This window comes from Mycobacterium sp. 852013-50091_SCH5140682, from assembly GCF_001665685.1.
GTDB lineage: Bacteria > Actinomycetota > Actinomycetes > Mycobacteriales > Mycobacteriaceae > Mycobacterium.
Map to the genome: position 1 here is coordinate 1 of NZ_LZTB01000127.1, position 20,493 is coordinate 20,493.

19 protein-coding genes and 1 pseudogene are annotated in these 20,493 nt (G+C 64.4%); 6 read left to right on the plus strand and 14 right to left on the minus strand.

What is annotated here, in order from left to right; all coding sequences use genetic code 11:
* The coding region (locus tag A5784_RS33525) for a DUF2752 domain-containing protein (RefSeq protein ID WP_064949183.1) at nt 1-279 on the plus strand (279 nt) is incomplete at its 5' end.
* 166 nt (nt 280-445) lie between these two features.
* Here A5784_RS33525 and A5784_RS33530 read toward each other — a convergent pair.
* From A5784_RS33530 to A5784_RS33545, 4 genes are all read right to left on the minus strand, one after another.
* Entirely contained in the window at nt 446-850 is a 405-nt protein-coding gene (locus A5784_RS33530; RefSeq protein WP_197514973.1) for a DUF6319 family protein, read from the minus strand.
* Nucleotides 851-950: 100 nt separating this feature from the next.
* Complete coding sequence (locus tag A5784_RS33535) at nt 951-1,943, minus strand: NAD(P)H-quinone oxidoreductase (RefSeq protein WP_064949184.1); 993 nt, start codon at nt 1,941-1,943, stop codon at nt 951-953.
* 13 nt (nt 1,944-1,956) lie between these two features.
* Nucleotides 1,957-3,000, minus strand: coding sequence for an AraC family transcriptional regulator (locus A5784_RS33540; protein ID WP_064949185.1), 1,044 nt, complete (start codon nt 2,998-3,000; stop codon nt 1,957-1,959).
* Entirely contained in the window at nt 2,997-4,028 is a 1,032-nt protein-coding gene (locus tag A5784_RS33545; RefSeq protein ID WP_232006348.1) for an AraC family transcriptional regulator, read from the minus strand. The genes A5784_RS33540 and A5784_RS33545 overlap by 4 nt, the downstream gene beginning before the upstream one ends.
* Before the next feature lie 157 nt (nt 4,029-4,185).
* On the opposite strand from A5784_RS33545, the gene A5784_RS33550 reads away from it, so the two are divergent.
* Nucleotides 4,186-4,875, plus strand: a complete 690-nt coding sequence (locus tag A5784_RS33550) for a type 1 glutamine amidotransferase domain-containing protein (protein ID WP_064949186.1) — start codon at nt 4,186-4,188, stop codon at nt 4,873-4,875.
* Nucleotides 4,876-4,879: 4 nt separating this feature from the next.
* Here the strand turns inward: A5784_RS33550 and A5784_RS33555 are convergent, their stop codons facing one another.
* The gene (locus A5784_RS33555; RefSeq protein ID WP_064949187.1) at nt 4,880-5,278 is read right to left on the minus strand and encodes a PPOX class F420-dependent oxidoreductase; all 399 of its coding nucleotides are present in this window, start codon (nt 5,276-5,278) and stop codon (nt 4,880-4,882) included.
* Between the two features lie 85 nt (nt 5,279-5,363).
* Nucleotides 5,364-6,035 (minus strand): annotated as a pseudogene (locus A5784_RS33560) (alpha/beta hydrolase); the annotation flags it as partial.
* Nucleotides 6,036-6,191: 156 nt separating this feature from the next.
* On the opposite strand from A5784_RS33560, the gene A5784_RS33565 reads away from it, so the two are divergent.
* The 3 genes from A5784_RS33565 to A5784_RS33575 all read left to right on the plus strand — a co-directional run bounded on the left by A5784_RS33565 (nt 6,192) and on the right by A5784_RS33575 (nt 7,981).
* The gene (locus A5784_RS33565; protein ID WP_064949188.1) at nt 6,192-7,106 is read left to right on the plus strand and encodes a hypothetical protein; all 915 of its coding nucleotides are present in this window, start codon (nt 6,192-6,194) and stop codon (nt 7,104-7,106) included.
* A 91-nt stretch (nt 7,107-7,197) separates the two neighbouring features.
* Entirely contained in the window at nt 7,198-7,485 is a 288-nt protein-coding gene (locus tag A5784_RS33570) for a hypothetical protein (protein WP_064949189.1), read from the plus strand.
* Nucleotides 7,486-7,525: 40 nt separating this feature from the next.
* Complete coding sequence (locus tag A5784_RS33575; RefSeq protein ID WP_232006349.1) at nt 7,526-7,981, plus strand: hypothetical protein; 456 nt, start codon at nt 7,526-7,528, stop codon at nt 7,979-7,981.
* A 194-nt stretch (nt 7,982-8,175) separates the two neighbouring features.
* Here A5784_RS33575 and A5784_RS33580 read toward each other — a convergent pair whose 3' ends face one another.
* The 6 genes from A5784_RS33580 to A5784_RS33605 all read right to left on the minus strand — a co-directional run bounded on the left by A5784_RS33580 (nt 8,176) and on the right by A5784_RS33605 (nt 16,581).
* Entirely contained in the window at nt 8,176-11,076 is a 2,901-nt protein-coding gene (locus A5784_RS33580; RefSeq protein ID WP_064949190.1) for an MMPL/RND family transporter, read from the minus strand.
* Complete coding sequence (locus A5784_RS33585) at nt 11,073-11,519, minus strand: MmpS family transport accessory protein (RefSeq protein ID WP_197514974.1); 447 nt, start codon at nt 11,517-11,519, stop codon at nt 11,073-11,075. Before A5784_RS33585 ends, A5784_RS33580 begins: the two co-directional genes overlap by 4 nt.
* Nucleotides 11,520-11,677: 158 nt before the next feature.
* Nucleotides 11,678-12,349: a DUF5994 family protein gene (locus tag A5784_RS33590; RefSeq protein WP_064949192.1), complete on the minus strand. Its 672-nt coding sequence runs from the start codon at nt 12,347-12,349 to the stop codon at nt 11,678-11,680.
* 159 nt (nt 12,350-12,508) lie between these two features.
* Complete coding sequence (locus A5784_RS33595) at nt 12,509-14,014, minus strand: CYTH and CHAD domain-containing protein (RefSeq protein ID WP_064949193.1); 1,506 nt, start codon at nt 14,012-14,014, stop codon at nt 12,509-12,511.
* A 134-nt stretch (nt 14,015-14,148) separates the two neighbouring features.
* The gene (locus tag A5784_RS33600) at nt 14,149-16,017 is read right to left on the minus strand and encodes a pyruvate kinase (RefSeq protein WP_064949194.1); all 1,869 of its coding nucleotides are present in this window, start codon (nt 16,015-16,017) and stop codon (nt 14,149-14,151) included.
* A gap of 252 nt (nt 16,018-16,269) precedes the next feature.
* A complete protein-coding gene (locus A5784_RS33605; RefSeq protein ID WP_064949195.1) occupies nt 16,270-16,581 on the minus strand; it encodes a hypothetical protein in 312 nt (103 codons plus the stop codon).
* Nucleotides 16,582-16,741: 160 nt separating this feature from the next.
* Between A5784_RS33605 and A5784_RS33610 the strand changes: the two genes are divergently transcribed.
* Nucleotides 16,742-17,656: a lytic transglycosylase domain-containing protein gene (locus tag A5784_RS33610; RefSeq protein WP_064949196.1), complete on the plus strand. Its 915-nt coding sequence runs from the start codon at nt 16,742-16,744 to the stop codon at nt 17,654-17,656.
* Here A5784_RS33610 and A5784_RS33615 read toward each other — a convergent pair.
* The gene (locus A5784_RS33615) at nt 17,650-18,981 is read right to left on the minus strand and encodes an FAD-binding oxidoreductase (RefSeq protein ID WP_064949197.1); all 1,332 of its coding nucleotides are present in this window, start codon (nt 18,979-18,981) and stop codon (nt 17,650-17,652) included. The two genes, A5784_RS33610 and A5784_RS33615, sit on opposite strands and share 7 nt — an antisense overlap.
* A gap of 9 nt (nt 18,982-18,990) precedes the next feature.
* On the minus strand, nt 18,991-20,490 hold the full coding sequence (locus A5784_RS33620; protein ID WP_064949198.1) for an APC family permease: 1,500 nt from the start codon (nt 20,488-20,490) through the stop codon (nt 18,991-18,993).
* Nucleotides 20,491-20,493 lie beyond the last annotated feature (3 nt).

The following is a 20,493-nucleotide window of genomic DNA, read 5'->3' on the forward strand; positions in this document are numbered from 1 at the left end:
ATGCGATCGTCGGCAGCGTCAGATGTGTATAAGAGAATGTTGTACTCCCTGATGCATGGCGATTTGTTCGCGGCGCTGAGGTTTAACGCGATCGGACTTCTGGCGGTCGGGCTCCTCGCATGGGCTTTTGGTGCGTGGACCTATGGGCGCATCTCCGGCCAACGGGTACGAAGTTGGCAGAACTACCGTTGGTCCGCGATGATCGCTCTGGTGGTGGTGATGGTCTGGTTCGGCATCAGGAATCTGCCGTTCGAGCCATTTGCTTCGCTGTACGTGTGATTTTGCTTCGCCACCATTGAGTGAGCATCAGGGCCGCGATCCCGACGACTACCTGTCCGGTTCGAATCACCATCCTGGCGGGCGATGGCTCCACTGACATTCGCGTCGTGGGCACCGACGCTCCGCCAGAGTCGAGCTCGACGAGCAGACGTCGAACGGTGACCGCTCAGTCCAGGTCGGCGAGCGCCTTGCGGGCCGCTTCCAGCTCAGACTCCAAGGCGGCGACCTTGGCGGCCTGCTGGGCACGAGCCTCTTCGATCACCTCATCGATCGGTGTGGAGAGGTCTTCATGAAGTTCCTTGGCTGCTCGGGAGACTGCGGCGGCCGCGACGGCGAGGTCGCGGGCCAGGTATGTGGAGCCCTGTCTGAGGTCCGCCCGCCATTCGCCGTCGGCTGTGCCGGTGACCGTGAGGGTCAGCTCGAGGGTCTTGGTCTTCCTGGCGGTCGTCCTCTTGGCCGGTGCCTTCCTGGGCGCACTCGCGGGCGCGGTGTTCTCGATCGACGGAGCCGAGACGTCTGCGGTGTCGGAGTCGGTCGACGACGTGCCTGCTACCAGGGTTTCTACAGTCATTGTTGTGGCGATCTCCTCGAAAACTTCGCCCACACTGGGCGGGCCGGGCTGAGGCCTATTGGAACACATGTTCGAGGGTCGCGCCAAGCCACCTGGCCCTTCAGGCTTCGCGCACCACCAGTAGAACCTTTCCGACCGTCTCGTTGGAGTCGAGGAGCTTGTGGGCTTCCGCAGCATCGGTGATCGGGATTTCTGCCGCGACAACGGGCGCGACGGCGCCCTCGGCGATCAACGGCCACAGGTGCTTACGCAGTTCGGAGATGATCTCGGCCTTGGAGCCTGGCCCTTGCTCGGGCCGCCGGCGCAGGTTTGTCACGTGCACTGATCCCCGTTTGAACAGCAGCGCACCGAGATTGAGTTCGGCTGTGGCACCACCCTGGAGCCCGATGATCGTCAGGTGACCGTTCTCAGCCAGTGCCTCGACGTTCTTGGCGAGATAGCTGCCGCCCATGATGTCGAGAATGACATTGGCACCGGAATACTCGGCATTGACCACGGCTGGGAAATCCTGATCCCGATAGTTGATCAACGTTTGCGCGCCGAGATCGCGGCAGCGGTCCAGCTTGAATTGCGAACCGGCGGTCACCGCCACGTCGGCGCCAAGCGCGCGGCCGACTTGTATTGCATGCGTGCCGATTCCGCTGCCGCCGCCGTGGACCAGCAGAGCCTGCCCGCTCTGTAGTTCGCCGGTCATCACCACGTTGGACCACACGGTCGCGGCGGTCTCGGGCAGGGCCGCCGCGGCGGTGACGCTGACGCCATCGGGTACGGGTAGCACCTGGCTGGCCGCCACGTTTACCCGCTCGGCGTATCCGCCGCCGGCCAAAAGGGCGCACACCGCATCGCCGGGAGACCAATCTTGCACTCCGGCACCCACTTCGGCGATGTACCCGGAGACTTCGAGGCCAGGGACATCACTGACGCCGGGAGGCGGTGGGTAGAAGCCCATCCGTTGCATCACATCGGCGCGATTCACTCCGGCGGCCACCACGTCGATGGCAACCTGACCGGGACCCGGTGCGGGCAGGTCGTCGACCTGAGCCCACTCCATCACCTCCGGATCGCCAAAACCGTCGAACGTTATCGCGTACATGCGGTGAACTCCTCTACCTGTTTCTCGGATATGTTGTCGTGTTCTGCCGGGCCAGATAAGCCCGTGGGCTGTCGCCCTTCCATCGGTGGAATGCATGCGAAAAATTGCTGACGTCGTTGTATCCCAGCCGGTTTGAGACCTGCTCGACCGTCATGCCGCTCTGCAGCAGTTCTGTGCCGAGGTGGTGGCGCACCTCGTCGAGGAGCTTCCGGAATGAGGTGCCTTCTGCCTCCAATTGTCTTCGCAGCGTTCGCGTACTGCACGACAGCCGCTCCGCCACCTGTGCCAGTGTCGGGGGCCGGGCGGGGTCGACCAGCAACAGATCGCGCACCAGACCTGCCCGTCCCGTTCTGGCTTCCTGCTGCTCGAGCAGCAGCCGGCACTGCTGTTCGGTGAGCTTGGCGGTGCGGGCACTGGCCTGCGGCAGTGGCACATTCAGCAGCTCGGCCGGCAAGGTGACCGAGGTTATCGCGTCGCCGAATTCGGGTACTGCGCCGAACATCTCCTCGTACAACCCGACGGCCGGTCCGGGGTCGGGGAGTGCGAACGAGATGCGGCTCGGTGGCGGCGGGGTGCCGAGGATCTCGCGGTAGAGATTGGGAATGGCGGCTGCGTCACGTTCCAGCACGAACCTGCGGACGGGCTGCGGCACGGAGCGGGCATCGATCACGATCGAGAGTTCGTCGCCGTGGCGTCGAGTTTCAAAGGTGCAGAAGGCGTAGCTCAGTCGCACGAATTTCACTGCGACGTCGATAGCTTCGCCCAGGGTCGGACTGGTGAGAATGGCAAATCCCCACACCCCGAAGGCAGTGACCGGATACCTCGCCGCGGCCTGCAGGCCGAGTCCTGGTCGGTCCCCAAGGGTCGCAACGATATTCGCGATGGCCCTGAGTTCCTGTTGTCCGCTCACCTCGGCGGCGGGGCCTCGGACTGTGGCCGGAGCGATCCTGGTGCCTGCCAGACACTGTTGTGCGGTCAAGCCGAACTCGGCGGCCCAGTCGAGCATCAGCACCAGGCTCGCTGCGGGTCGCTTGGCATGAAGATCTGGCGTAGTCATCGAGGGCGTGCCCGCCGCCGATACTCTTGGGGCCCGACACCCTTCCACCGCCGGAAGGCCTGGGTGAAGCTGGAAACCTGAGAATAACCAAGGCGTTCAGCGATTTCCGCGACCGACTGCCCGTCGGTGACCAGCAGTTCCTCGGCCAGTGCTTCGCGCACCTCTTCCTGTAGCACCCGCAGCGACACCCCTTCTTGGGCGAGGTGCCGCCGCAGCGTACGTGAGCTGACGGCGAGTTGCCGCGCGGCCTCGTCGAGCGACAGCACCGGCGACGGATTCGCCAGCATCAGGTCGCGTAGCAGGCCGGCGACACCGGCCCGCGCCGATCGCTGCCTGAGCAGTTCGACCGCTTGTTTCTCCGCCATCGACCGGGCGTACTGATTGGCTTGGGGCAGCGGCGCGCTCAGGGATTCCAGGCTGACGATCAGGCAGTTCTGCGGTGCATCGAATTCAGGTTCAACGCCGAATACCTCGGTGTACCTCCGAACCTCGTCTTCTAGTGGGCGCTTCATCGTATAGGCAACCCGCAGTTGGGCATCGGGGTTCATGAGCAGGTCGCGCTGCAGTGTCTGGATGCCCGTGCTGTCGCGCTCGACGGCGAATCGGCGGATGCCGAACGGCAGTGCCGTGGGATCGAGAACCAACCTGCCGGTACCGTCGGCCGTATCTGTGGTGACACTGAGCCGACACAGGCAGAAGCTCAGCGCAGCGAGTGACATCCCCACCGACATCGCGTCTCCCAGTGTCCGGGAGCTCATGAGCGCGAGCCCCCAGATCCCGGGCGATGCGGCATGGCAGCGCAGTCCGGCCTCGACTCCGAGCCCCGCAACGTCAGGCAGTGCGTCGAGGATGTTGGTGAGGATCTGCAACTCGTCGCGAAGGCGGACTTCGGCGTCGAGGTCGTCGAGCGCTTCTCGGGTCAGGGGCGTGCCGTGCAGTGCGTCGGAGTGGGGCATCCCGTGCTCGGCGGCCAGATCGACGAGTAGCGCAGCGCTCGCCGGCGAACGCAGAACCTCGTGCGTACTCACATACACCTCGCGTCGCCGTGTCTGGCTGTTTGCTCTCATCATGCGTTATCCAGGTTAGGAACGAGCACGCATCGCTCGACAGGTGATGGATGGCCAACAAGTTGTGAGAAGTGGCCACTTGCTGGCAATGCTGGCTCGCCACCGGAATCCTTGGGACATGACCAAGCGCATCCTGAACGTCGTCACCAACGTCTCCCATTACGAGGATCCGTCCGAACCGACCGGGTTGTGGCTCTCGGAGCTGACACACGCGTATGACATCTTCGCCGAGGCGGGTTATCAACAGACGATCGTCAGCCCGAAGGGCGGCTTGTCCCCGTTGGAACCGCGCTCGCTGAAGTTTCCGAACTACGACAAGAGCGCAAAGTCGTGGAAGGCCGACCCCGCCAAGATGGAACTGCTGGCCAACACCGCTTCGCCTGACGAGATCGACGCCGCGGACTTCGACGCGATCTACTTCACCGGCGGCCATGCGGTGATGTTCGACTTCCCCGATAGTGAAGGGCTGCAACGTATCACCCGTGAGATCTTCGAGCGCGGCGGAATCGTGTCCTCGGTCTGCCACGGCTATGCCGGACTGCTCAACACCACCCTGTCGGACGGTTCGCTTCTGGTGGCCGGGCGCAAGCTGACCGGGTTCTCCTGGTCGGAGGAGGTGCTCGCACGCGTCGACAAGCTGGTGCCCTACAACGTCGAAGAGGAGATGAAGAAGCGCGGCGCCCGGTACGAAAAGGGCCTGATTCCCTTTACCTCCTACGTCGTCGCCGATGGTCGGCTGGTAACCGGCCAGAATCCGGGATCAGCGAAGGCCACTGCCAAAAAAGTCGTGTCCGTGTTCGGTAGCTGACCGGCTACTGCCTCGGGGCGATCTCGATGGCGAACGACGCTCTCTGACGACGGGTGAGCCACACACCGAATTCGCTCAGCGGTCCCAACAACCGGTACTTGCGATTGACGATCTTGCGGACCTTCGGGGTCTCGGTGTGGTCGAGCACGCGTGCGGTGCCCTCGACGACGGGCGCGCCGGGCCTGGTCTTCCCTCGAACATCGCAGGGCTGCAGCGTCACAGACGGATTGCGGCGGACGCGTTTAACCTTGTATGCGCCGACCTCCGAGAAGAAGTAGAGCTTGCCCTCGGCCGGGGCGATCCATACCGGAGTTGACACTGCGCTACCGTCCTTGCGGTAGCTGGTGAACGACACGTAGTTCGCCCGGCCGACCACCTCCCAATCCGATGAGCTGTCGGTCATCCTTGTCTCCCTTGCGTTTTGCAGAAGCTTATCGAGCAATCACACCTGCACAAGGCCACTTTCGGCGCAGCCGGTGACGAGTTCGTCCAGCGGTGTATTGATCCCAGAACCACTTCATGCCTTCGCGCGTCAGGAAATGGTGCTCGGCGAACTGGTGGTACGACGCGGTGTCGAAGTCTGCTGCGGTGACCGGGTAGAGCAGCACCTGGTGGCAGATGGTGACGTCGTCGCGGTCTTTGGCCATGAGGGTCAGCACCGCGGCCATGTCGCCGCCCACGGAATCGCCTGCGACAGCGAATAGTGAAGCATCCAAGCCCTTTTCATCACCATGTGCAAAGAACCACTGTGCAGCGGCGTAGTTCTGCTCGATGGCGGTCGGATACTTCGCCTCCAGGCACAGGTCATAGTCGGGAAATACCACGGCGGCACCCGCACCGACAGCCAACTCGCGAACCAGCCGGTCGTGTGTGTGCGCATTGCCGAACACCCAGCCCGCGCCGTGGATGTAGAAGATGACCGGCAGCGTCGCGCTCGTTCCGGCGGGTTTGACTATGCACACTTTCACCGAGCCGGTGGGTCCGCCGTCGACGGTGATCCACTCCTCATCGATCGCGGGCATCTCCAGGGCACCGGACTGCACCTCGTCGACCGCCCTGCGCCCCTCCTGGGGTGGTAGTTGGTACAGAAACGGAGGGGAGTCGGTGGCCTTGCAGAACTCGGCGGCCTCGGGCTCCAGTACTGGCTTGATCTCGGTCATGGTTGCCTCCTCACGCACGATGCTCGCCCAATCGGCCTCGCCACACACGCATCTGGCCGCTTATCACAACTTTTTGGCCATCCGTCACCTGTGGGTCTCGGTGTCCCGCTGTCAGCCTGGAGCTACCAATCCCGATGAAAGACGAGGTACAGCACGATGAGTATCCAGCTCACCGAGGTCGAATTCGCAGGCCAGACCGTCGAAGTGCCGAAAGGCGGGTACTACGACCGTTACCGTTCGCACCCGAATCTGGATGAGGTGGCGCAGGATCCCGCGGTGGGCAACATCGATTGGTTCCGCAGGATCCCGAAGGTCAAAGTCGAATCCCGCGTCGGGCCGATCTGGGCGCCGAACTTCTACTATCGCGCCTGCATCGTCCAGGCCAACATGCTGGCGCCACTCGACCGCCTGGGCGCGATGCTGCCGGCCCCGCTCGAACCACTGCGTGCGGCACCCGGTTTCGGTGTGGCTGCACTGACCTTCTTCTCGTACGCGGTGTGCGACAACGATCCCTACGACGAGGTGTCGGTCGCGGTCGTCGTCCGGAAACCCGGTCAGCGCGGTCTGGTCTCCGAGCTGTTGCCCGAGCTCGAATTGATCAACGCGATGCGGCATAGAAAGTTCTACGCCCACGTGCTTGCCTTGCCCGTCACCACCGAGATCGCCCGGGTACGCGGCGTCAGCGGCTACCAGCTCCCGAAGTGGCGCACCGACATCAGTGTGAGTATGCGCGACACTGTGCACGCCGAAATCATCGGTCCCACAGGGCAACCGGATGTGACCCTGCAAGCGCCGCTGCCGGAATTCGCCGAAGTGCCGTCGCAGTCCCGGATGGGGACCAACACCATGGTCCACCTGGTCGATGGGCAATGGCATCAGACCTCGGTGCAATCCAACACGCTGGCATTCGCTCAACGCACCTTGCCGCGAGACGTGACAATCACTCGCCATGGCGGCCCACTCAGTGATCTGCTCGACGGACTCGGCGCCTCGAGAATCCTCAGCCTGGAGGTCACCAGAGACGCGCAACTGGTGCTGAACCTGCCGCGGCTGTTGGAGACCGGCCAGTGATATGAACTCGGACTGGCCGGGGTGCCACGGTTCGCGAAGATCTCGGGCGATTCTTCGGGTGCGGCTGCGCGGTGCACGCTATGAATCAAGGATGAGCAACCACGTGAACCTGACCCCGCAGGAAAGCTCCTTGATCGCCGAGTCGCATCCCGAAGCGTTGGCTCGGATGGATGAGAAGGCGCTGAGGGACCTGCAGAGCCGGCTCCGGCAAGCTCGCGAGAAGAACTTCAGCCTGCTGCGGCGCCAGGGTGCCGCGCGCGTGGGGGCTGAAGGCGCTCGCGGCGCCGCGCAGCCCGCCAACGAGAAGCGCGGCGAAAAGGTAGAAGTCTTCGACGAGGCGCTGGCAAGAGTGAACGAGCGCCTGGAAACCCTCGACTGAGGTAGCGTACTTAGCAGATCTCAGTAAAGGAGCTGCCACGGTGGATCTCGGTATCTGGGGCGATCTCACAATCCTCGCCGCGGTGATGGCAATTGTCTTCGCCACCTGCGTGTTTCTGTACATCACTCGGTTGGAGAACCGGATACCGGCGCCGATGGGCGAACAGGTGGGCGCCCACAAGGCGGTGCTGGCGAAGGTACGCAAGCGTGAACCGTTGACCGAGGAGGAGTTCGAGTACGCGACCGAACTGGTCAACGACGCGCGCAACCCGCTCGCGTACGCGATCCCGGCCGTGCTCTTCACCATGGGGTTCTTCTATGTCGTCGGCTGCCTGTACGAGCTGCATGTCCACGGCGGCAATCCGTCGTTCCGGACGTTCATCGGCGGAATTCCCATGCTGACGTCCATGAATATCGTCGCGCAGTTGCGTCGGGTGGCCAGGTTGAAAAAGAAGCTGCCCGCTGCTCCGTTGTTGGCCCCTGAGCCGACGGCTTGATGGTCTCGATCGAAATTTCAGCGGGGTCAGTTCCAGGCCTCTCGCGATTGTGAAACGTCGGCGATTTGAGGGCCGAGTTTTCACCGACGATTCACACTCGCGACGGCAGTGGCCGTTTGCTAGTCAACTGCTCAGCAGTGGGTCGTCCGGCCACCTCGACTAACTTATAGGCGAACCGGCGGCCTAGCTCCGGCCTAGCTCCGGGGCGCCGTTCCCGCGATCGGGTCGCCGTCCTCCCACAGCAGTAGTTGACGGACTGAAGCGCGGGATCCGTAGGGCTGCAGCATCTGGCTCGCGGGCCGCGGACGCACCCTCAGCGGCCACCAGAACCAGCGGCCGATCAATGCGGCGATGGACGGTGTCATGAACGATCGCACGATCAGCGTGTCGAACAGCAATCCGAACGCGATCGTCGTCCCGATCTGGCCGAGCACCCGGAGATCGGCGAACACGAAGGACGCCATGGTGGCCGCGAAGACCAGGCCTGCCGCGGTCACCACCGCACCCGAGCCGGCCATCGCCCGGATGATGCCGGTGTTCAAGCCCGCGCCGATCTCCTCCTTGAACCGGGAGATCAACAGCAGGTTGTAGTCCGACCCGACCGCCAACAGCAGGATGACGGCCAGCGCCAGAACAATCCAAAACAGTTGGATGCCAAGAAGATCCTGCCAGATCAGTACCGACAGCCCGAACGAGGCGCCCAACGACAGGGCGACCGTGCCCACGATGACGAATGCGGCGACGATGCTGCGGGTGATGAACATCATGACCAGCAGAATCAGGCTCAGCGCGGCGATCCCGGCGATCATGAGGTCGTATTTGGCGCCGTCCTGGATGTCCTTGTAGGTGGCTGCGGTGCCGGCGAGGTAGATCTTGGAGCCGGCCAGGGGAGTGCCCTTGACGGCCTCCTGGGCCGCGTGCCTGATGCCGTCGATGTGCGAAATGCCTTCGGGCGTAGCGGGATCGCCGTCATGGGTGATGATCATGCGGGCCGCCTTGCCGTCCGGTGACAGGAACAGCTTGAGCCCGCGCTGGAATTCGGGGTTGGTGAACGCCTCCGGCGGCAGGTAGAACGAGTCGTCCGTCTTCGATGCGTCGAATGCTTGACCCAGCGCGGTCGAGTTCTGCAGGGCGGCCTGCGTCTGGTCGTTGATGCCCGAGGTGGTGGCGTAGTTGGTCAGCGTCAGGTCGCGGTTGGTCTGCTGGCTGGCGATCTGCGGCGGAATCAGCGCCAGCAGCTTGGGCTGCAGCTCATCGAGTTTCGTGATGCTGCCCGAGACGCTGGCCAACTGATCGGTCAGCGCGTCGATACCGTCGAGCGCGTCGAACACCGACCGCAGTGCCGCGCACATCGGGATGTCGAAACAGTGTGGTTCCCAATAGAAGTAATTGCGCAGCGGGCGGAACTGGTCATCGAAGTTGGCGATCTTGTCCCGCAGATCTTGCGCGGTGGCGACGGTCTGCTGGAAGGCCTTGGCCTGCTCGTCGGTGACGGCGCTGGACTGCTGTTGCAGCGCATATTGCTGGCGCAGGATGTCGATCGAATTGTTGATCACGTCAACCTGTTTGAGCAGATCGGCGCCGCGGGCCTGCTGGAAGGGCAGGTTGTTGATCTGCGCCGAGCTGCCCGCGCTGATCTGGAACGGTATCGACGTGTGGTCCAGCGGCGTGCCCAGCGGCCGCGTGATGGACTGCACCTGAGCGATGCCGTCCGTGTGGAACACCGCCTTGGCGACGCGCTCCAACAGGATCATGTCGGTGGAGTTTCGCAGGTCGTGGTCGGCCTCGACCATCAGAAGCTCGGGATTCAGCCGCGCTTGTGAGAAGTGCCGTTCGGCGGCCGCGTAGCCCACATTCGCCGGGGCATCGGCCGGCATATAGGGCCGGGCGTCGTAGCTCGTCTTGTATCCCGGCAGCGCGAGCAGCCCGATGAGAGCCACCCCGACCGTCACCACCAGCACGGGACCGGGCCAGCGCACGATGGCCGTCCCGATGCGTCGCCAGCCCCGGGTCTGCAGCCGGCGAGCTGGCTCGAACAGACCGAAATGACGGCCGATCACCAGCACCGCGGGCGCCAGGGTCAACGCCGCCACCACGGCCACGAGAACGCCGATGCCGGCGGGTATGCCGAGGCTCTGGAAATAGGGGAGCCGGGTGAAAGTCAGACAGAACACGGCTCCGGCGATGGTCAGGCCCGACCCCAGGATGATGTGCGACGTTCCGTGGTACATCGTGTTGAACGCCGTCACGCGGTCCTGCCCGGCGTACCGCGCTTCGTGAAAACGCCCGAGGATGAAGATCGCGTAATCGGTGCCTGCGGCGATCACCAGTAGCGTCAGCAGATTCGTCGAATAGGTCGACAGCTCGATGACGCCGGCGTTGGCCAACACGGCAACGACGCCGCGCGACGCGGTCAACTCGATCATCACCGTGAAGATCACGAGAATTGCGGTGGTGACGCGACGGTACAGCGACAACAGCATCACCAGGATCACCCCGATGGTGATCAGCGTGGTCTTCAGCGTGCCGTGCCTGCCCACCTCGAACTGATCGGTGACCAGGGGCGCCGGGCCGGTGACATACGCCTTCACCCCCGGGGGCGGCGGAGTGTCGTCGACGATGCGCCGGACCGAGTCGACGGACTCATTGGCCAACGACTCGCCCTGATTACCGGCGAGATATACCTGCACCAACGCAGCTTTGCCGTCGGTGCTCTGCGAGCCGGCCGCCGTCAGCGGATCGCCCCAGAAATCCTGGATGTGCTGGACGTGTTTGGTGTCCTGACGCAGCTTCTGGATCAAACCGTCGTAGTAATGGTGCGCGTCGGCGCCGAGCGGCTGGTCGCCCTCCAGCACGATCATCGCCGAACTGTCCGAATCGAACTCTCCGAACACCTTGCCGATACGTTTGGCGGCCTGCAGTGACGGCGCGTCCTTCGGGCTCAGGGACACGTTGTGCGATTCGGCAACGGTCTCCAACTGCGGCACGAACACATTGGTCACCACCGCCAGGCCCAGCCAGAACAGCGCGATGACCACCGAGAACCGCCGGATCAGGTCCGGAACCCGGTGGCGAGCGTCGTTGTCGCCACTCATCCGGACTTGTCCAGGCAGTAGGTGTAGGCGTTCAGCGTGTTCACCGTTCTCTCGTCCTTGACCACGTCATCGATCTTGATCCGGCAGCCGATCGAATCGCTGTCACCTTGGGCCTGGACGTTGACGAACACCGCGGGCTGGGTCGTTGTGGTGTCGTAGGCCCACGGCAACGCAACGCCGTCGGCGCGCTGCGGTTGGGCGTTCACGTCCAGATACGTGATGGTCGCCACCGTGCCCGGCGGGCCGAACACCTCCATGACCACATGTTTCGGGTTGAACGGGACGATGTCGTTGACCGCGCCGCTGGGAGTCGACGTGACATCGTGCGAGGCAAATACGCCGTGCAGGCGATACACGGCGAAGGCGGCTACTGCGACCACCACCACCGCGACGAGCAGCATCCACCGTCGACTCAGCCGACGTCTGATCGAAACCCGCTGCATCCGTAACCCTTTCAATGAGCGGCGACCAGGCGCGGACCGGTGGGGGGAAGCTCCGCTAGGACGGCTAATCAACTAGGTTGACGGTACGACAGTGAGCCGAACACCACAACCACAAACCTCAGGCGTTTTGCTGTGTGGAAGCTGTAGATGCGGGTGTGTCAGTGCTCCGCGAGTCTGGCCGCATGGTCCCGTCGGTGTTCGCTGTGGATGCGATTGTTGACGATGTGCTCGACGAGGATGGGCACAAAGGTCTGGATGCGGGCGTCGTCGAACCGTTCGGCGGCCTCACGGCACCAGTCCAGAATCTGGGTGTCTCGGTCTGGGCGGTTGAGGCCTTCGTGATCGGCGAGCTTCTTGGCGACGTCGGCCGCCGACCGGGCGCTCGGTGTGTTCGCCTGTTGTGACACGAGGGCTCGTCGGGGTATCTCGTCGAGCGCCGACTCCGCCTCATGTTGGTCGGTGTCGGGATCGATGACACGCAGCGTCAGGTGGTGGCCGTCTTCGCCAATCGCGATGACAACGGGTGGCTCGTCACTGTCAAAACTGACCAATTCGACAGGAGGCCGGTCGCCACGATCGATCCGGTGGGAGGGCGCGATCCAACCCTGGCGGCTATAGGCCACGAGCACGACCGCCGGCAGGCGGTCTTCGATGGCTGCTATGAGATGGGGTAGTTCAACATCGAGCCGTCGTGATGCGGGCCACCACGCGCCGTCGACGTGTTCAGCGGGCGCGCGGTGACCCGTCAGGCGCAGGCGATGGCGCGGAAGACAGGGATGGGCTGTTACGGGGTGGTCGCCGCATTGCGGCACCTGGTGCGCTTCGGTCATGCCGTAATCGTGTATCGCCAGTAGCCCTGTGCGATATGGCCTTTGGTCCTCAAGACGGTGCGGAGTGGGTGTTCGCCGCGTTCATCGTAAACGGTCGGTGAATGCAAACTATACGAAACATGGCCTACCACAGTACGGTTCGTGCATCGCGTCTGCCCATCACAGCGCTGCGCGGACGGCCTTGGCGAGCGCCTTCAGTGCAGCGGTCAGACCCTGTTCGCAGCGGGCGGCGATCTCGGCTTCCCGGTGGTAGAGCACGCCGTAGGTGAGTGTGTCCTCTCCGGCGTTATGGGCATTGTCGGCCTGCTCGATGAGGTGGCCGCGGCTGACGACGCTGTCCTGGTGATCGCCCAACAGGGTCTGGATGGCTTTCGCAGCGTCCGCCACCTTCATCTGTCCCGTCGCCGCGGCGGTGTAGCGTAACCGCTTCGCGCTCTTGCGAATCTGGTGCAATGCGATGTCGTGATGTTCGACGTCCACCACAGCCGCAGCCTTGACGCGGCGGCGCAGGCGTCGGTATCCGTCGGCGATCGTTGCCTCGGCCAGTTTCTTGGTGTCTTGCGCCTGGGCCAGGGGTTCGGCCGTGATTACCGCTTCGAGCTGATCGAGCAGTTGGAAGTAGTCATCGCATCGCATCGCGGCAAGCGCTGCCTGCAGCCCCGACTGATACCGGTCCCGTGCACCGTCGACGAGTCGATGCCGGACAGGTCCACGCACCAGTATCTCCGGCAGATCGTCGAGCGCCCGCGCATATCGCTCGCCCAGCACTTCGGCGTCACGAGCTGTGCCCAACACCGCGCCCAACTCCTGCAACTCATCGAGGATCCGGCCGTCCTCCGGCAGCCCGAACGCCGCGGGCGAAGCTTGCAGCAGGCTGCGGATGGTGCGGGTGGTGACCCGCATCTGATGCACTGAATCCGTCTCGTTTGCTCGCACCGCCCGATCCCATTCCAATAGTTTCTGGAGCTGCTCGGCGATGGCTCGGTGAACCGAATCACGCTGCCCCGCAGCATGTTCAGTCCGTCCAGCTGAAGAGCCGAGTACCCGCGCCAATTTCGACGCGTGGCCGGCGGCCACGGCGCCGGCATCCCGCAATCGGCCGGCCACGCGCTGCGCCGTCTGCTCAGCGGCATCGTCTTGTGCGACGGCGTTCTCGGAAAGCTCCAATTCCCATTCACGCCAGTGGATGTCAGCACCACCTGTAGACGTGGTCACCTGGTCGTCGGCAAATTCGGCCAGCGTGTTCCCATCGGTGCCGTACAACGTGTCAACTGTTCTGTTGGTACTGATGCGGGCCACTGGCAGCAGCGGGCGGTCTCGCACGATTGCAAGGACGATGTCGCGCAGATCGGCCGGCACGTCATCGCCGTCGCTCAGCGGCATGCGGATCTCGGTGCGAGTGTTCACACCGGCCGGCAGTTTCAGGTGCCAGCCCGGATCGCTGCCGCCTGTGCGTCGCCGCAACGTGATCCGATGAGCCACCAGATCGTGCTCGGGGGTGTCGAAGTACACGGCGTCGAGCACCTCGGATGGCGACCGGCTCACCCTGGTGATCGAGGCCAGCCCCTCGAACGACGGCACGACCGCGGACTCGGCGACGTCGAATTTGCGCTCGATCTCCAGATGGCGGGCGGGTTTCAAAGATGCGGACGAAGCGAGTTCCATAGCTGAGGGGTCCTTCCCCGATCACTGTCTACCCGAGCATGTATGGACGAACGCGCGCACGGACAGGGCACTACGTCACAGACGTTGCCGCCAAAGTCCATTTGGGCGTGCCGGCCCGTATCCGCCCTGGACGCTTAGGTGACGGGCTCTGGATGCCACGAGCGCAGTCGGCGCAGCAATGCGTTCTTCTTGTAGTGGTGCCGGGCCATCCGGCGCAGGATGTCGTCGAGGACGCGCACGGCCTCCTCGACGTGCGGTCCCTTGTTGAGCATGACGCACTCGGCCCGCTCACCCATCGCGGCGTCGCTGATCTCCGCGCGTGACGGCAGCCCGCTCGTGGCGAGTTGCTCGAGGACCTGGGTGGCCCAGATGACCGGCAGATGCGCGGCTTCGCACAACCACAGGATCTCCTCCTGCAATTCGGCAAGTCGCTCATAGCCCACCTCCACGGCGAGGTCGCCACGGGCGATCATCACGCCGACACGCGGTCGTCGCATCGCCGTGAGAAGCAGTTGGGGCAGATGCTCGAATGCCCGGCGGGTTTCGATCTTGAGTACGACACCGAGCTTGTCCGCGTCGAGCCTGGTGAGAGCCTCGTGCAACCCGACGATATCGGAGGGGTCTTGCACAAACGACAGTTCGACGAGATCGGCGATCTCCACCACCGTTGCCAAGTCGGCAAAGTCCTTGTCCGTCAACGCCGGCACGGGTAGGCGCGTATCCGGTACGTTGATGCCCTTTGCCGCCCGGAGCTTTGTACCGCCCACGTCGGCACGCGTGATACGTACTTGGACCATGCCGGCATGTACCTCGATGATCTGACCCCCGATTTTGCCGTCATCGAAGTAGATCGATTCGCCTACCTGGGCGTTGTCGAAAAGTTCGGGCAGCGTGCACCCGATCTGTGCGGCCCGATCGAAGTCGACGGATGCCGGCGAGCAGTCCTGGGTGACGTTGAGCAGATCGCCCGGATGCAGCACCAGGCTCTGTTCGTGCTCGGGCAACGCCCCCACAGCGGTTGGATCGTCGGCGTGATCCACCTCCAGCGTCATGCCGGTGACCAGATAGGTTGCCTTGTCGGTCGTTCCGACGAAGCCGTGTGCTCCACCCGCGTCGCTGCTCAGCAGCAGGTGCCGGTTCGCACCGCGGGCGTCGCGCATTCGCACCACGTCACCTTCCCGCCGTCGCGCCAGCCACTGCCCGGATACCGGCAGCGTCGTCATGCCGGGTTCCGGTGGGGCAGCAGGATGCTCCGCGGCGGTCAGCCACGCGCGGGCCGGGGCGAGGACGCGGCCCAACACATCGCGGCTCGGGCGCAGCTTCAGGCAGCGGGGACCCGGCTGGATCGGACCTGTGCGCAGCTTGGGCCCCGCGAGATCCATCGCGACAAGGCAGCCGTGACCGGTGAGCCGGCTTGCTTGCCGTACATGGTGTGCCATCGCGCGCCAGGCCTCCGCGTCGTCGTGAGCGCAATTGATGCGAGCGATACTCATTCCGCCCTCGATGAGCCGGCGAACCAGGTCAGGGTCGGTCGCGGCCTCCGACGGCAGGGTGACCATGATGCGCGCTTCGTGGCCGACCGGCGCCGGTCCCAGCAGCTCGACAGCGCGGCGCCGCAGCAGGTGCCGACTCTGCTCGGGCTGCACTACTGCGGGTGCCGGCGGTGCCCAGGAGCCTTTGAGCATTGCCAGTGCGGCGCAGCGCACCAGCCGCAGGGTGGCCTGGACGTGTGGTTCACTGCGACCGAGAGAAGACAGCCCGAAGGCGGCCAGCCGGCGCTGCAGCTCACGCAGATCGCATTGACGAATGGCCCAGTAATGGACCATGTTCGCCGCACTGGACCGATAGTCCGCCGTCACCTCGGCAAGCCACACCTGCCAGGGCGCATCAGCCTCTTCGAGCCGGTCGAGCAGATCATCGATCAGCCCGAGCAGCCGCGTCAGCTCACGGTCTGCGGGGGATACGTTTTTGTCTAGGGCATCGGGTTCGGGCCGTGAGGACACGAATGCACTCCTGAGTCGCTGTCATAGGCGAGTTCGGTGTGCCCGGCTGAGTGCCAGCGACGGTGCTGTCACTTCGCGGTTTGCGGCACGATGCCATGATGTGGCGCGTCACATGCCGAGCGCTATGGCCGTTGGACCCCAATGCATAGAGCCCAAAGGAGTAATTGGAGCGCAGCACCCGCATCGAATGGCCAGTTGTCGCACGCTTTTTCGAGAAATGCGTGAGCAAGTGGCCACTCGGCGGGGGGATGGTCAGAGATCGGGAATTGTCTGGCTGAGGTAGTTCTCCCAGGTGGCGAGCTGGCTCGCGTCCACGAGCAGCGATTGGTACTCGGGGTCGGCGTTGAGGCTCTCCTGGACCTTGCCGTAGGTGGCCCAGTCGGCGACGGTCGACATCATGCCGATGGCGTTGGTGCCCTGGCCCCCGACCATGGTGACCAGTGCGGTGACGTTCTCCCCGCCGTGCTTACGGGCGAGCGCCGTGGCGCGCTTGAGCTGGCTCTGAATGACGTCCCAGGTCACGCCGGGATTCGGATGGATGATTGTGGTCGCGACGATGGCCATGGCGGAAACCTCCGCTCGAGGGGATAGGACCCAACCAGTCTCGGACGGCGCACAGCGGGCGCATAGGGTAGGCGCACACCCTAATTTCTGACGGCAGGGGAGGGGCACCGCGAACCGTCGGTCGGCACACGAGCATGCGCATCGAGCACTCACGGTGCGCATGCATGCCGTGCTGCTCGCCGTCGCGACCGCGGCGGTGCTCGCGGGATGCTCAGAGGCGACGTCCCCGGCACCGCCGCCGACCTCCGTACGCACAGCGACGCCGGCCCCCGCGCCACCGCAGGCGGCACCCGCTCCCGCGCAGCCGCGGTTGGCTCCGGACCCGGTGAAACTGGCCGACGACCTGGCCGACGACGAGCAGACGCTGCGCGACCGGTCGGCATCGGAGCCCGTTCTGGCTGCGGCAGCCCGACGCCAACAGGCCGCCTACCGGGCGATCGGCCGTCATCCCGAGTGGGACGAGGTTGTGCGCCCGCGCATCCCACCCGCATTGCTGCCGATCTACGACCTCAACGTCGACGCTCGTCGGCACCTGGACAGGTTGGTCTCCAGCGACACGAAGGCCACCGTTCCCGCGTGGCGCATCGACGCACCCGCGCCGGCCGACGAGCTGTTGCGCTACTACCACGAGGCGGACGCGGCCACGGGTGTGGGCTGGAATTACCTCGCGGCCATCAACTTCGTCGAGACCACCTTCGGCCGCATCGTGGGCCCGAGCTCCGCAGGCGCGCAGGGCCCTATGCAGTTTCTGCCGTCGACGTTCGCCGCGTACGGAGACGGCGGCGACATCCATGCGCCCCGCGACAGCATCATCGCCGCCGGGCGCAAGCTGGCCGCCAACGGATTTGCATACAACCCCGACGGCGCGATCTACGCGTACAACCATTCGAACGACTACGTCCGGGCAGTGAGCGACTACGCCGATGTTCTCGCCGCCGACCCCGGGGCATTCGCCGGCTACTACCGGTGGGAGATCTACTACCGCACGACAGCCGGTGACGTTCTACTGCCGGTCGGCTACCTGGCCACCGCACCGATCGCCGTCGCCGATTACCTTGCGGCGCACCCTCAGTGAGGTGGCACGCTCTGTTCGAAGTTGAACACGTTGTGCGGGTCGTAGGTGGCCTTGACCTGCCGTAACCGATCGACGTTCGGGCCGTAGTATTCGCGTTCCCAGTCGGCGGCCTGGGCGTTGGGCACGTTGACGTAGCCGGCTGTGCCGTAGGGGCGTAAAGCTCGCCAGAAGTCGTTCGCCCACGCCAGCGCCTTCGCGTTGAGTGCCCGGTCATCCCACGCCGCGCCGGGCTCACAGTAGAACAGCGCGTCGCGGTGCGGAAATGCCGACCCGCCCGGTGGCTCGTGGCGCACCGCCCCACCGAAACTCGACACGAAGAAGTTGCTCTCCGGGGTCGGGCAGTTGGCGAGGTAATGCAGGACGGTGTCGATCGCCTCGTCGGGGAACGGCTCAGTGATGAACTGAGACTGGAACTTCCAATACGGCAGGTCCGGTCCACGGTCGGCGTCGGCGTAGAAGTCCGGCCATGATCCTTCACGGAAGTCCACTTCGGGATGGCCGACCGCAAGCACCGACACCAGCCCGGCCTCGGCTTCGGCGCGGGTGGCGCCGTGCATCACCGCCGTCATCTCGAAGTGCGTGGCGTCGGCTTCCACAGCGCTGGACAGTCGTTCGTCGGCGAAGGGCGCATCGCGTTGCCAGACGCGCAGGACTTCAGCCAGGTCGTCGTGTCCGTCCCACTTGGCGATGACGAATTGGACCTCGTGCAGCTCGGCCAGCTTGAGCGTGTACGCAGTCGCGATGCCGAAGTTGCCGCCGCCGCCACCGCGGCATGCCCACAGCAGATCGGCATGCGTATCCTGATCGACCTCAATGATTTTCGCGGACTCGGCTTCGTCGGCGACCACGATCTCGGCGGCGAGCAGAGCGTCGCACGCCATGCCGAGTTGGCGGGTCAGCAAGCCGAATCCGCCACCGAGGATCACCCCGCCGAGTCCGACGGTGCCTTCGGCGCCGGTCGACATCACATACCCGCGCGCGCCCAGGGTGGCGACGGCCTCACGCTGGATCAGACCGGTGCCGACCCTGACGGTGCCCGCGGCCTCGTCGAATTCGGCGCTCTTCATCCGACTGACGTCGATCACCACACCGCCGTCGAGCGCCGACCAGCCTTCAATGCAGTGGCCGCCGCTGCGAGCGCGGAACGCAACACCTTGGCGCCGAGCCCATTTGACGGCATTGAGCACGTCTTGCGCATCGTGGCAGTACACGATCGCGGCGGGATAATGCGAATAGAGCTTGTTCCAGCCGAGACGGGCTTGCTCGTAGCCGGCGTCTCCTGGCCGGACGACCTCACCGGTCAGTTCAATGGCGGTGGCAGTCACTGGATCACCTCAGTGTTTGAAGACATCGACTTTGCCGGGTTCGGTCTCGAGCACGATGCGGTTGAATTTCCACAGCTTCAGGAAATAGAGGCCGCCCAGCAGGGTCAGTCCGAGCACGATGACGATCGGCACGTGTGCAGACGTCGGCGTGACCATGATGAACACTGCGATGCCCGACCAGATGAGCGCACTGACCGCCACAGGCATCTCGTAACGCCCGAGGTCGAAGGCGCCGTCGACCCGGTCGAGCCGCTTGCGCACGGACAGGTACAGGATGATGGTCGCGCCGTAGAGGCTCGGGCCGATGATCGTGCCGGTGGTGATCAACTCCAGCAGCGAGTCGCCAGGCAGCGCGAGCATCAGGATGATTCCCAACACGACGATCAGGACCGTCGCCGGAATCGGGGTATGCGTGCGGGGGTCTACGCGGCGCATCACCTTGTGCCCGGGGAATCGCGAGTCACGCGCCATCGCGTAGACGATGCGCGAGCCGGTCGCCATGGTCACCATTCCGGCACCGAAGAACGCGAACACGATGGCCACCAACAGCAGCTTCTCCGTGACCGTCCCGAGCTGATCGTGCATGATCACCACGACCGGTGAGTCACTGGCACTGATCCGCGGCATGTCGTCAATTGCCACGGTGAGCGCGATGAGGAACAGCAACCCCAGAACCGCCGCCGCGACAACGGAACCCACGACAGCCTTGGGCACGCTGCGGTACGGGTCTTTGGCTTCCTCAGCAAGGTTGGCTGCGGCATCGAATCCGACGAGAGTGGTCAGGCCGAGCACGGTGGCCAGCATCAGACCTCCACCGATGGCGAAGTAGTTGGGGGCGCCCTCGGTGATGCCTCGGGAAGTCAGGTTGCTGATCGAGCCCTTGCCAGAGACCGCGACGGCGACGAACAGCGCGATCACCAGTACGACGACCAGCGCCAGCTCCAAACCGACTGCGCTGGTGTTGATCATGGCGACGAGGTGTGTCGAGCCGATCGCGATCGCAGCTTGGATGATCAGCATCACCACCGTGATGATGCGTGCGGTTCGCTCGTCGGAGGCCATTCCGAGCATCGGCATCAGGGCATCCTTGGCGAGCGCATTGTCGATAGCCACCACGCCCGCGGTGAGGGTGCAGAAGTTGAACCAACCGAACCACCAGCCGACCTTCGGATTCGCCAGCCGCGAACCCCATTGGTACGACGAGCCACTCAGCGGAATCCGGGCGGCGAACTGAGCGATCACCAATGCCACGAGCGTCTGGCCGATCGCCACGATCACCCACAGCCAGATCCCGACCGGCCCGGCGTTCTGCAATACGTCGTCGTACGTGCCGAAGACGCCGACGGCGACGGAGATGAACGCGAACGAGATCGCGAAAACCTGGAAGGTGCCGAGACTTCGTTTCAGTTGCGGCTCGTAACCGCAATCCTCACAGAATTCGTCGGCGGCTTCAGCGCCGTGGGGCAACTCACGATGAGCCTTATCCGGTAGGTCGGTGGAATGGGACATTTC

Coding starts and splice junctions, on each gene's coding strand:
- A5784_RS33585 (WP_197514974.1), bottom strand. CDS start 11,519: ATGCAGCGGGTTTCGATCAGACGTCGGCTGAGTCGACGGTGGATGCTG.
- A5784_RS33530 (WP_197514973.1), bottom strand. CDS start 850: ATGACTGTAGAAACCCTGGTAGCAGGCACGTCGTCGACCGACTCCGAC.
- A5784_RS33550 (WP_064949186.1), top strand. CDS start 4,186: ATGACCAAGCGCATCCTGAACGTCGTCACCAACGTCTCCCATTACGAG.
- A5784_RS33555 (WP_064949187.1), bottom strand. CDS start 5,278: ATGACCGACAGCTCATCGGATTGGGAGGTGGTCGGCCGGGCGAACTAC.
- A5784_RS33620 (WP_064949198.1), bottom strand. CDS start 20,490: ATGTCCCATTCCACCGACCTACCGGATAAGGCTCATCGTGAGTTGCCC.
- A5784_RS33590 (WP_064949192.1), bottom strand. CDS start 12,349: ATGACCGAAGCGCACCAGGTGCCGCAATGCGGCGACCACCCCGTAACA.
- A5784_RS33565 (WP_064949188.1), top strand. CDS start 6,192: ATGAGTATCCAGCTCACCGAGGTCGAATTCGCAGGCCAGACCGTCGAA.
- A5784_RS33610 (WP_064949196.1), top strand. CDS start 16,742: ATGCATGCCGTGCTGCTCGCCGTCGCGACCGCGGCGGTGCTCGCGGGA.
- A5784_RS33570 (WP_064949189.1), top strand. CDS start 7,198: ATGAGCAACCACGTGAACCTGACCCCGCAGGAAAGCTCCTTGATCGCC.
- A5784_RS33540 (WP_064949185.1), bottom strand. CDS start 3,000: ATGACTACGCCAGATCTTCATGCCAAGCGACCCGCAGCGAGCCTGGTG.
- A5784_RS33595 (WP_064949193.1), bottom strand. CDS start 14,014: ATGGAACTCGCTTCGTCCGCATCTTTGAAACCCGCCCGCCATCTGGAG.
- A5784_RS33535 (WP_064949184.1), bottom strand. CDS start 1,943: ATGTACGCGATAACGTTCGACGGTTTTGGCGATCCGGAGGTGATGGAG.
- A5784_RS33580 (WP_064949190.1), bottom strand. CDS start 11,076: ATGAGTGGCGACAACGACGCTCGCCACCGGGTTCCGGACCTGATCCGG.
- A5784_RS33605 (WP_064949195.1), bottom strand. CDS start 16,581: ATGGCCATCGTCGCGACCACAATCATCCATCCGAATCCCGGCGTGACC.